The organism is Thalassolituus sp. UBA3500 (assembly GCF_002377545.1).
Taxonomy (GTDB): domain Bacteria; phylum Pseudomonadota; class Gammaproteobacteria; order Pseudomonadales; family Oceanobacteraceae; genus Thalassolituus.
Window position 1 is genome coordinate 170,681 of record NZ_DFQB01000024.1, and the last position, 11,144, is coordinate 181,824.

The 11,144-nt window shown below is 51.3% G+C and carries 10 protein-coding genes; 6 read left to right on the forward strand and 4 right to left on the reverse strand.

Annotated elements, in window-relative coordinates:
* Positions 1-123 precede the first annotated feature (123 nt).
* Positions 124-2,097, forward strand: coding sequence for a RecQ family ATP-dependent DNA helicase (locus tag B2R29_RS05845; RefSeq protein WP_308791092.1), 1,974 nt, complete (start codon positions 124-126; stop codon positions 2,095-2,097).
* A gap of 10 nt (positions 2,098-2,107) precedes the next feature.
* On the opposite strand, the gene tcdA is transcribed toward B2R29_RS05845, so the two are convergent.
* The 3 genes from tcdA to B2R29_RS05860 form a co-directional block, all read right to left on the reverse strand.
* Positions 2,108-2,914, reverse strand: coding sequence for a tRNA cyclic N6-threonylcarbamoyladenosine(37) synthase TcdA (tcdA, locus tag B2R29_RS05850; RefSeq protein ID WP_301180198.1), 807 nt, complete (start codon positions 2,912-2,914; stop codon positions 2,108-2,110).
* A gap of 117 nt (positions 2,915-3,031) precedes the next feature.
* The gene (locus B2R29_RS05855) at positions 3,032-4,318 is read right to left on the reverse strand and encodes a GGDEF domain-containing protein (RefSeq protein ID WP_301180199.1); all 1,287 of its coding nucleotides are present in this window, start codon (positions 4,316-4,318) and stop codon (positions 3,032-3,034) included.
* Between the two features lie 141 nt (positions 4,319-4,459).
* The gene (locus B2R29_RS05860; RefSeq protein WP_301180200.1) at positions 4,460-4,927 is read right to left on the reverse strand and encodes an SUF system Fe-S cluster assembly regulator; all 468 of its coding nucleotides are present in this window, start codon (positions 4,925-4,927) and stop codon (positions 4,460-4,462) included.
* Between the two features lie 207 nt (positions 4,928-5,134).
* Here B2R29_RS05860 and sufB point away from each other — a divergent pair, with 207 nt between their 5' ends.
* From sufB to B2R29_RS05885, 5 genes are all read left to right on the forward strand, one after another.
* Positions 5,135-6,580, forward strand: coding sequence for a Fe-S cluster assembly protein SufB (gene sufB, locus B2R29_RS05865; RefSeq protein WP_301180201.1), 1,446 nt, complete (start codon positions 5,135-5,137; stop codon positions 6,578-6,580).
* Positions 6,581-6,790: 210 nt separating this feature from the next.
* Entirely contained in the window at positions 6,791-7,552 is a 762-nt protein-coding gene (gene sufC / locus B2R29_RS05870) for a Fe-S cluster assembly ATPase SufC (RefSeq protein WP_301180202.1), read from the forward strand.
* A gap of 1 nt (position 7,553) precedes the next feature.
* Positions 7,554-8,882 (forward strand): Fe-S cluster assembly protein SufD, encoded by a 1,329-nt coding sequence (gene sufD, locus B2R29_RS05875; protein WP_301180203.1) that lies wholly within the window; start codon positions 7,554-7,556, stop codon positions 8,880-8,882.
* A 2-nt stretch (positions 8,883-8,884) separates the two neighbouring features.
* Positions 8,885-10,108, forward strand: a complete 1,224-nt coding sequence (locus tag B2R29_RS05880; RefSeq protein WP_301180204.1) for a cysteine desulfurase — start codon at positions 8,885-8,887, stop codon at positions 10,106-10,108.
* 12 nt (positions 10,109-10,120) lie between these two features.
* Positions 10,121-10,480: a HesB/IscA family protein gene (locus tag B2R29_RS05885; protein WP_301180205.1), complete on the forward strand. Its 360-nt coding sequence runs from the start codon at positions 10,121-10,123 to the stop codon at positions 10,478-10,480.
* 20 nt (positions 10,481-10,500) lie between these two features.
* Here the strand turns inward: B2R29_RS05885 and B2R29_RS05890 are convergent, their stop codons facing one another.
* Positions 10,501-11,070 (reverse strand): hypothetical protein, encoded by a 570-nt coding sequence (locus tag B2R29_RS05890; protein WP_301180206.1) that lies wholly within the window; start codon positions 11,068-11,070, stop codon positions 10,501-10,503.
* Between the last annotated feature and the right edge of the window lie 74 nt (positions 11,071-11,144).

Below are 11,144 nucleotides of genomic sequence, written 5' to 3' on the forward strand. Positions count from 1 at the left end.
AAAGCGTATCAATTCCAGGCCCAAATACGACAGTGCAGGTTACGCCATTATCCTGTGGCCTGATCCGTCTGTGTTCGTTATTGTAGGCTGTTAATCCACCACAAACTCTGCAAGGATGCAGCTATGAACATGATCCCAGACTGGCAAGCGCCACTAAAAAGCACCTTTGGTTTTGAACAGCTTCGCGAAGGCCAGCAACCTGTTGTTGAGGCCATACTGGCCGGGCGCTCAGCCGCCGCGATCTTCCCGACGGGCTCTGGCAAGTCATTGTGCTATCAGCTTCCTGCACTGCTGTTGCCTCATCTGACCTTAGTGGTCTCGCCGCTACTGGCGCTAATGCAGGATCAGGTCGCCTTTTTACGCAGCAAAGGGGTTGCCGCTGCCAGTCTGGATTCCACGCTAAGCCGCGACGAACTCACCGCCACACAGCAAGGTGTACGCTCGGGCGAGATTAAAATTCTGTTTATCTCGGTAGAGCGTTTAAAGAACGAACGCTTCCGGGAGTTTATCCGAGGTGTGGCGATTTCGTTGTTAGTCGTTGACGAAGCCCACTGCATATCAGAATGGGGGCATAACTTCCGCCCGGATTACCTCAAGCTGCCCCACTGGCGCCGGGAATTTAACATTCCACAATCTTTACTGCTGACAGCGACGGCGACAAAACCCGTGGTTGAGGATATGCGCCGCCACTTTGATATCGCAGAAGCCGATGTTATCAGTACCGGTTTCTATCGGCCCAACCTCCGACTATTAGTTCAGCCTACGCCGGTACACGAGCGTTTAAACAAATGTGCTCAATGGTTAAATCACCGCATCAAAAAAGGCGAGCCATTTGGCAGCATTATTTACGTCACCCAGCAAAACACCGCGGATGAAGTTGCAAGCCATTTAAATAACCTGGTGAATGTTCCGGTCGAGTCGTATCACGCGGGTTTACCCAGCGAAACGCGTCAGGACATTCAGCAACGCTTTATGGCAGGCACAACGCCCTGCATAGTAGCCACCATCGCGTTTGGTATGGGCATCGATAAAAGTAATATCCGACAGGTGCTGCACTACGATTTACCTAAATCAATAGAAAACTACAGTCAGGAAATTGGCCGCGCCGGGCGAGATCGCAATGCATCCGATTGTGTGCTTCTTGCCGATTTAAGCGGCTTAACGGTGCTCGAAAACTTTACCTACGGTGATACGCCCACACTCGGGGCAATTAAGCGTTTGCTGACCACCATCAATACAGACACCAGCGTCGGAAGCACCGGTACAGGCCGTTGGGAAACCATGATGCAGCCGCTGTCGAATCAGACCGACATTCGACCACTACCGCTAAAAACCTTACTAGTGCATCTGGAGATGGCCGGACGCATCACACCACTCTACAGCTACTACGCAGAATATCGCTTTAAGCCAGAATCCGAGAGTGCCCTGCTTTCGCAGTTTACTGGCGAACGTCAGCAGTTTATTCAGACCCTGTTAAATCACAGTAAAAAAGGCCGCACCTGGTACAGTCTGGATATGGATGCATTAATTCAGAACCTTGGACCGGATGCGCGCTCGCGTGCAGTGAAAGCCTTAGAGTATTGTGCTGAGCAGCAATGGTTAACGCTCGAAATAAAGCAGATGACCGAGGTTTATGAGGTAAAGCCTTGGCAAGTATCCGAAACCGACGCCATTGCCGATGAACTGCACCAGAGCTTTATGGCTCATCAGAACAGTGATATTCAGCGCCTGCACAATATGGTGAGCCTGTTTCAGTCACAGCAGTGTTTAAGCCGCCAGCTCGCTGTGTATTTTAATGATCATTCGATGACTCAGGACTGCGGGCACTGTTCCGTATGCATGGGTAAGTGGCAGCCCTGGCCGCAGAACAGTGTCGCTACTGCACCAGAGCCTTCTGTTATTGAGGGGATGCTGTCTGAGTTTGATCAGGCGTATCAAACGATGTTTAACCAGATGCCTGAGCCTGAAACTCAGACCCGGTTTTTAAGTGGTATGACGAGCCCGTGGCTGACCAAAGTAAAAGCCAGAAAACTTGCGAATTATGCAGCACTCGAGCAAGTACCGTATGCTGCCGTGCTGAATGCGTTACAGAGCTAACGCTCGGACATTAAGATTTTTTACCGGCGTTATCCGCAATCCGGCGGATAACCCGCGACGCTGCCACAAAGCCAAACGTGCCCGTGACCATAGTGGCGGAGCCAAAGCCACTGTTGCAGTCGAGGCGCGTACTTTCGCCCGCGAAGGCTTTCGTCTGACATACCGTGCCATCACTGCCCGGGTACACCAGCTGCTCGGTCGAGAACACACAAGGAATCGAATAATTACGCGACGCATTGCGTGAAAACCCATACTCACGGCGCAACAGCGAACGTACTTTACGCGCGAGCGGATCATTGAAGGTTTTATTCAGATCACCGATCTGAATCTGCGTCGGGTCCGTCTGACCACCAGCCGCCCCCGTGGTAACGATACGAATCTTGCGACGCTTACAAAAAGCAATCAGCGCGGCTTTGTTCTTCACGCTGTCGATGCAATCAATCACGTAATCCATATCCGGCGTGATCTGCTCTTCGAGGTTCGATGCCGTGACAAACGCCATGCGTGCATCGACGTCGATCTCTGGGTTAATGTCTTTCAACCGTTCGGCCACCGCTTCGCTCTTCAACTTACCAACCGAGCTGGTCATGGCGTGAATCTGACGATTTGTGTTGGTTACGCAGATGTCATCCATATCAATCAGCGTGATCTTACCCACACCGGTACGCGCCAACGCCTCCGCCGCCCAGCTACCGACACCACCAATACCAATCACGCACACATGCGCATCGTGCAGGCGCTGAAGGCCTTCGGCTCCGTATAAGCGGCCAATACCGCCAAAGCGGTCGAGGTAGGATGGAGTCATCGAAGAAGACATGGTGCAACTCAGAGATCAAAAAACGTCGGTGGATTATATCAGCTTAACTGCTGACTCTCTTCTTTGCGAAGCGTCAGCATCTCGGCAAGGCGACCGAGATGCGTTACCTGAAGTGCTTCACGCACTACGCTCATAACCGTTCTTGCCACCTTTCTTTACCCGATACATGGCGGCATCTGCGGCTTTCAGTAGTGACTCAAGATCGTCTCCATCGTCTGGGAAACGAGCAATGCCGATACTGGCGGTGACGCGAACTTGCTCACCCTCAACGGGAACCGGCTCTTGAACGCGGTCCAGAATACGCTGGGCCAGGGCTGTAGCTTCTTCGTGGGTGCTAGCATGAGACAGCAGTACATATTCATCGCCGCCAATACGAGCCAGGAGGTCTTTCTCAGGTATAACCGCTTGCAGGCGTCTGGCGACTTCACACAACACCTCGTCACCAGCGCTGTGACTGAAGTTATCGTTAATGAATTTAAACCCGTCCAGGTCAATAAACATCACTGAAAGAGCCTGTTGATGAACTGCCGCATGTGTCAGTTCAGTGGTTGCTGCTTCTTGCATATAGTGCAAGCTATGCACGCCCGTGAGTGCATCTTTCATTGCGATATCATGCAGCTTGGCGCGTGCGGTTTCGACCTCTTCCAGCGCCTCATGCAATTCAGTGAAATCGTACTCCACGACCAAGAACAAAAAGTCTCCGTTCAGCGGGTGGCGAGTACGCCGAATATCCAGGCTGTGCCGCCGCGGGCCGTCTAAAGTTTGCATGATGAAATCCCAGCGCCCTTCTTCTCCTGCCTTTACTCGCTCAAGACACGCGCGCCCTTCGGCAGGGTCGGTAAAGCGGGCAACAAAAGGGCAAATGTCCTTTGAGACTGGCTGGTTATGAATATAGTTGTAGGCATCAGTCGCGGCGGGGTTTTCGACCACTGGATCGCCATTCAGCGTAAAGGTGGTTGCTGGAACCCGCGTATAGCGCATCGCTTCCATCAAGAGCAGATTTTCGGGCTGTTCGCCCATATTCACCTGCTCATTGATATAAGCAATGATGCCACGATGCTTGCCTGGCCCCAGCAGCACCGCTCTGTGCATCATCAATAGCGTTTTAGGTTTGCCGTTCGGGTAGGTTGTCCAGGGGTCAACCGTCAGGCCTTCGCGTACAGCGAGTTCAAAGGTTTGCAGCGTACGATCACGTGCCCCCTGAGTATCCCCCGACAGATCCTTGTCGATCAGCGATTGCAGGGAATCCAGCCCCCAGAAATCTATCGCTGCCGGGTTGCCCCACCACCAACCGTGCTTATCAATATCAAACACCCAAACAACGTTGGGTATCAGCTCATAGAGCTTCAACTCCTCAATGGTCTGGATATGAACCAGGTGACCATACTGACTGAGATTTGCCACAGTTGACCAACGACCTCGGCGATGCAGGAAGATATTTACGGTATTCGTTCAGACTCACAAGCTCGCCAGTCAGGTAGCATGTAGGTAACGATCACATTCAACTATAGCAGGAGCCTGCCAGACTGACAGTTGATCTCACCCCTACAAATTCACCAGATTGATCTTCGGCCCTTCATCCAGCATCTGCCGGAATAGTTTATCGACGATCTTAGGATTACGGACGTCTTCGAGCGATATACGCCCCATCATCTGCATAATGAGTTGGTTGATGCCGCCCCACCCGTCAGACAGTGTGCAGGTGTCAGTAATGTCACAGACGTTGTCGTTCTGGGAGCATTCGGTCAGGGCAATCGGCCCTTCGAACGCTTCAACGACGTCCCGAAGGCTGATCTGTCGCGGAGAGCGGGCAATGCGGTAGCCGCCTTTGGCACCGCGTCGGGCGATTACCAGACCGCTGTCGACCAGCGACTTCATGACTTTGCGGATGGTCGGGGCGTTGAGTGCCGTCGCAGCGGCGAGGTCGTCCACTGATTGCTGAACCGCCCCCTGCGCTGCGAGGTGATTGAGCACCAGTATGCCGTAGTCGGTCAGTTTTCCAATTCTTAACATCTACTGTCCTGTTGAGAATCATTGTCGATTCGTCAGCATTCATGGGCTTTGATACAATCCTGACACAAAGCATACCAACTTGGTATTCTTTCTGTACAGACAGAGAGTACCTGAGTAAAATACTCAGTTATTGGCGCCAGTTCTGGTAAACTGCGCGCGATAACGACGTACCCGATGCACCTATGATGCGATGCGAGAGAAGTAGCTATGGCCACCAACGCTGAAATTGAAAGCCAGATCAAAGCCCGTGAATACAAAGCCGGCTTCGTCACTAACATTGAATCCGAGACCCTTCCGCCGGGGCTGGACGAAGATGTGGTGCGCTTTATTTCAGCTAAAAAAGGTGAGCCCGAGTGGCTGACTGAATGGCGCCTGAAGGCCTACCGCGAGTGGCTGACGATGACTGAGCCCGACTGGGCGCACATCGGGTATCCGAAAATCGACTACCAGGACATCTCTTACTACTCTGCACCAAAGAGTATGGACGACAAGCCTAAGTCGCTTGATGAAGTCGATCCTGAGCTGCTTGCTGTCTATGACAAGCTGGGCATTCCTCTGCACGAGCAGATGGCCCTGGCAGGCGTGGCTGTCGATGCGGTATTTGACTCTGTATCCGTGGCAACGACCTTCCGCGATAAGCTCGAAGAGGCCGGCGTCATTTTTATGCCTATTTCAGAAGCCGTTCACGAGTATCCAGAGCTGATTAAAAAGTACATGGGTTCGGTAGTCCCACAGCGCGATAACTATTTTGCGGCACTGAACAGCGCCGTTTTCTCGGACGGGTCGTTTGTATACATCCCTAAAGGTGTGCGCTGCCCTATGGAGCTGTCTACGTACTTCCGTATTAACGAAGCCATGACCGGCCAGTTCGAGCGTACTCTGATTGTTGCCGACGAAGGCTCGTACGTGAGTTACCTCGAAGGCTGTACTGCACCAATGCGTGATGAAAACCAGCTGCACGCGGCCGTGGTTGAACTGGTTGCTCTTGATGGTGCTGAAATCAAATACAGTACCGTACAGAACTGGTACCCCGGCGATGAGAACGGCAAAGGCGGTATCTACAACTTTGTGACCAAGCGCGCGGTTGCTCATACCAATGCCAAAGTGAGCTGGACTCAGGTTGAAACCGGCTCTGCTGTCACCTGGAAATACCCAAGCTGCGTATTAAAAGGCGATAACAGCATCGGCGAATTCTATTCCGTCGCCCTGACCAACAATTATCAGCAAGCCGATACCGGCACCAAGATGATTCATATGGGCAAAAACACCAAGTCGACCATTATTTCGAAAGGTATTTCTGCCGGTAAAAGTCAGAATGCTTATCGCGGTCTGGTTCGCATGGGGCCAATGGCAGAAGGCGCGCGCAACTTCACTCAGTGCGACTCGTTATTGCTGGGTGATAAGTGTGGTGCGCACACATTCCCATATATTGAGAGCAAACACCCAAGTGCCGTGGTTGAACACGAAGCGACCACATCGACCGTAAGCGACGACCAGTTATTCCTGTGTCAGCAGCGCGGTATCGACACCGAAAAAGCGGTGTCCATGATTGTTAACGGGTTCTGCAAAGAAGTATTTAAAGAGTTGCCGATGGAATTTGCCGTTGAGGCAGGGAAGCTGCTCGAGATTTCTTTAGAAGGCTCCGTAGGCTAAATCTGCTGTTGCGCTCGGCCGGGCATTGTTAAAAATTTTTGCCTCCCCCGGCCTTCGCTCACGACGCAGATTGTTTTACTCAAAAGCGCATGAATTAAGGGAGATCGGAATAAGTTGAGGCTTGGCCGATCTTCTTCCGGTTTCCCGAAAGAAATCAAAAATAGAAATTTGAACACTAACCGTCTGCCACCAGACAAAAAGGTTACAGAAATGATCGAGATTAAAGACCTCAAGGCCAGCGTTGAAGAAAAAGACATTCTTAAAGGCCTGAACCTGAACATCGGCCCGGGTGAAGTTCACGCCATCATGGGCCCGAACGGTGCTGGTAAGAGTACTCTGGGTAATGTACTGGCAGGTCGTGAAGGCTACGAAGTGACTGGCGGTTCAGCCACGCTGAACGGCAAAGACATTCTTGATCTTGATCCGGAAGAGCGCGCTCGCGAAGGTCTGTTTCTGGCATTCCAGTATCCAGTAGAGATTCCAGGCGTTTCTAACCTTGAATTCCTGAAAGCGTCGGTCGATGCCGTACGTGAACAGCAAGGAAAACCTGCTCTGGACTCGGTTCAGTTTTTAAAACTGGCGCGTGAAAAGTGCAAAGCCGTTAACCTCGATCAGAGCTTCCTCAAGCGGGGCGTTAATGAAGGCTTTTCTGGTGGTGAGAAAAAGCGTAACGAGCTGATGCAGATGATGCTGCTCGAGCCAAGCCTGTGCATTCTCGATGAAACTGACTCAGGTCTGGATATTGATGCTCTGCAGGTGGTTGCCGAAGGCGTCAACGCCATGCGCGATGCGAACCGAAGCTTCATAGTCGTCACCCACTATCAACGTCTGCTCGACTACATCGTACCTGACTACGTTCACGTTCTGGCGAACGGCCGTATCGTAAAATCCGGTGGTAAAGAGCTGGCACTCGAGCTGGAAGAAAAAGGTTACGGCTGGCTGGAAAACGGTAACGACAACGGAGCTGAGTGATATGGCCGCTGAATTTATTGCACAGCAGCTTACGCTTGCTAAAAACATCAGCCCCCTCGCCTGGCTAACCTCGACTAACGAACGCGGCCAGCAGGCTTTTTCGCAAGCAGAGTTGCCGACGAAAAAACACGAAGACTGGAAGTACACCTCGCTGTACAACCTGTCTCAGGCAGGCTTTGCAGCGACTGCACCAGAAGCTCAGGCCCATGCGCCGGTCATTCCCGGGCTGAGCGCACATCGTATTGTGATTGCTAATGGCGAAATAGATACCAATGCGTCAGACGCGGCAGCACTCGAACTGGTCGTTCGCTTCCGCGACGCTCGTCCGGAACAACAGGAAATTATTCGCGGTTTATTAGGCGAAGTTAAAGCCGACCGTGGACACCTGTTTGCTGATCTGAACGACGCCAGCATTAATGATGGTCTTTTCCTGCTCGTTGAAAAGAATCAGCGCCTGGAACACCCGCTGCATATTGTTTATGCCAACAGCTGCTCCAGTACTGCGGGCGATGAAGCATTTACAGTAAACACCCGTTTGCTGGTAGCACTTGAACAGGGTGCAGAAGCCACCGTCATCGAGCACTACGCCGGTGATGATACCGTCGATGGCGTGCAGAATAATTTTACCAATGCCGTGACTGAAATCCGCATTGGCGACAACGCTAAACTGACTCACTACCGTCTGCAGCTGATGTCAGAGTCGGCGTTCCATATCGGCGGAACCTTTATTGATCTGCAACGCGATGCCCGCTATGAAGGCTTTCATTTGGGTCTTGGTACAGCACTTACCCGTAACGACATTATCGTGAATCATAATGTCGGCGGTTCGCATTGCGAAATGAACGGGGTTTATGTTCCGCAGAATAAGCAGGTCATTGATTTCCATACCTGTGTTGAACATAAGGTGGCGCACTGCACGACCAATGAAGTGTTCCGCGGCATTATGAATAATAAGGCCAAAGCGACGTTTAATGGCCGCATTCATATTCACCCGGATGCGCAGAAAACACTGGCAGAACTCAGTAATAAAAACCTGCTTCTGACCAACACCGCCGAGATCAATACCAAGCCTGAGCTTGAGATCTATGCGGATGATGTTCAGTGCGCGCACGGTGCAACCGTCGCACAACTTGAAGAGAAAGCGCGTTTCTACCTGCAAAGCCGTGGCATCAGTAAAGAAGACGCTGAAATCATGCTCAGCTTTGGTTTTATTAACGAACTGCTGAATGGCCTTAATCACGAAGAGATCGGTTTGTGGCTGCGTCCACAACTGGCACAGCGTTTTGGCCGCAGCGATGATCTATCCGCGCAATTGACCGGAGAACTGTAAGAATGACTCAGGCGTTGATTAACCACATCCGTGCACAATTTCCGGCACTCCATCAGGATGTGAACGGCAAGCCTCTGGTATATCTGGATAATGGTGCAACAACGCAGAAACCACAGTGCGTAATTGATGCCTTGAGTGAGTATTACCGCCTGAATAACTCGAACGTTCACCGCGGTGCGCACACGCTGAGTGACCGTGCGACGCAGCAATTTGAAGATGCCCGCAAAACATTACAGGCTTTCTTGAACGCCGCCAAAGCGAAAGAAATTGTCTGGACCCGAGGTACCACAGAGTCGATCAATATCGTCGCAGCCACCTGGGGTCGTCAGAACATTAAAGCCGGTGACGAAATTCTGGTCACCGGGATGGAGCACCATTCCAATATTGTGCCCTGGCAGATGCTCTGTGAGCACACCGGTGCAACGTTGCGCCCTATTCCGGTCAAAGACAACGGCGAGCTGGACATGAACGCTTACGCTGACATGCTCAGTGATAAAGTTAAACTGGTTTCAGTGGTTCACGTATCGAATGCACTGGGCACCATCAACCCGGTCGCAGAGATCATTAAGCAAGCCCATGCGGTTGGTGCGAAAGTGATGGTCGATGGCGCTCAGGCCGTGTCGCACTGGAACGTTGATGTGCAGACACTCGATGTCGATTTTTATGCTTTCTCTGGCCATAAATTATTCGGCCCAACAGGTATCGGCGTCTTGTATGGCAAGGAAGACTTATTGAACTCTATGCCGCCTTATCAAGGCGGTGGCGAAATGATTGAGCACTGCTCGTTTGATAAAACCACCTACAATGTTCTGCCCTACAAGTTTGAAGCCGGTACGCCGAACATTGCAGGTGCCATTGGTCTCGCCGCCGCGATCAACTACCTTAACGGGCTTGACCGCGTCCTGCTGGAACAGCACGAGAGCAACCTGCTGGAGCGAGCGAACGAACTTGCCGATAAGCTCGGTGGTCTGCGTAAAATAGGCACCGCATCAAACAAAGCCAGCGTATTCAGTTTTCTGCTCGACGGCGCGCACCCAGCAGACGTCGGTACTTTGCTCGACCAGCAAGGCATTGCCGTGCGCACAGGGCACCACTGTGCGATGCCCATCATGGAGCAATTCAATGTTCCGGGCACGGTGCGAGCGTCATTCAGTTTTTACAATACAATGGATGATGTTGAACGCCTGTTTGCTGGCCTTGAAAAAGCCAAAATGTTTTTACTCTGAGGTGATCCGCTTATGAATATTGAGACTTATGATCCAAATGCTAAAGCAGAAGTCTCCATGACGGAGGCAGCGATTGCACACGTGCGTAAGCAACTGAGCAAAAACCTGGACATGAAAGGCATTCGCCTGGCGGTCAAGAAAAGCGGTTGCTCGGGTTTTAAATACGACGTGGAGTTTGTCGACGAGGAAAAGTCAGAGGACGATGCGATTCAAGTCGCCGACGACGTCACCCTGTACGTGGCCGCCGATGCCCGCGCCTACGTGCGCGGCACCGTAATCGACTTCACCAAAGAAGGTCTTAACAGCACGATTACGTTTAACAATCCGAACGCCAAAGACCTCTGTGGTTGTGGTGAGAGTTTCAGCGTCTGAAACCCTGTAAGAAGCACCGCTTACAGCGGTGTGATCTTTTTTCTCATTCCAGTGCTATCCCCGTTGTATTCACTCGAGTTTATAAAGTGAAGATAGTCTTCTTTCTTTAAAGCTCTCCATGAAGATTTATAGCTTCCATCATTATTCAGGAGCCCATTGAACCGTGCGGGCTGATTGTAAGCTTTAAAAATTATCTCGTATTGATGAAGATTGATTGTGGCACCATCAATCATTCGCTGAAAAGCGGCTTCTACCACTTTAGAACGAGCAGCCTCTGACGTTGCTGCGACGACGGTACTGAGTGACTGATTCATATTGGTTGAAGTACCTCCTCCATGCCGAAGGTCCACTTTCAACATTTCAATACCTTTGGAGCTGGACAAGGTAACGTGATTGTAATCAGTGAGATCAACTCTGCCCCCGCCAATATCGTATGCGACCAAACAAAAATTCGGAGCTCTGAAGTAGTATCGCTTATTGTCCTCGAAAACTACTTCCGTCTCTCCATTTGTATCTGCGTTATCCTGGTCCGACTGACGAAATTCGATGAGGAATTTACGGTATTTACTCTTCGTAAGTATCAGATCCATAGTGGCCTCCTTTTCAGATCAGGTAATGAATATACGCTGATCTTGATTTGAGTCACCCCGATCAATGGCATTTT

Bases quoted from the DNA above. Each gene is read 5' to 3' on its own strand.
- sufD (WP_301180203.1), top strand. From the start codon at position 7,554: ATGGCCGCTGAATTTATTGCACAGCAGCTTACGCTTGCTAAAAACATC.
- sufC (WP_301180202.1), top strand. From the start codon at position 6,791: ATGATCGAGATTAAAGACCTCAAGGCCAGCGTTGAAGAAAAAGACATT.
- B2R29_RS05845 (WP_308791092.1), top strand. From the start codon at position 124: ATGAACATGATCCCAGACTGGCAAGCGCCACTAAAAAGCACCTTTGGT.
- sufB (WP_301180201.1), top strand. From the start codon at position 5,135: ATGGCCACCAACGCTGAAATTGAAAGCCAGATCAAAGCCCGTGAATAC.
- B2R29_RS05890 (WP_301180206.1), bottom strand. From the start codon at position 11,070: ATGGATCTGATACTTACGAAGAGTAAATACCGTAAATTCCTCATCGAA.
- B2R29_RS05880 (WP_301180204.1), top strand. From the start codon at position 8,885: ATGACTCAGGCGTTGATTAACCACATCCGTGCACAATTTCCGGCACTC.
- B2R29_RS05860 (WP_301180200.1), bottom strand. From the start codon at position 4,927: ATGTTAAGAATTGGAAAACTGACCGACTACGGCATACTGGTGCTCAAT.
- B2R29_RS05885 (WP_301180205.1), top strand. From the start codon at position 10,121: ATGAATATTGAGACTTATGATCCAAATGCTAAAGCAGAAGTCTCCATG.
- tcdA (WP_301180198.1), bottom strand. From the start codon at position 2,914: ATGTCTTCTTCGATGACTCCATCCTACCTCGACCGCTTTGGCGGTATT.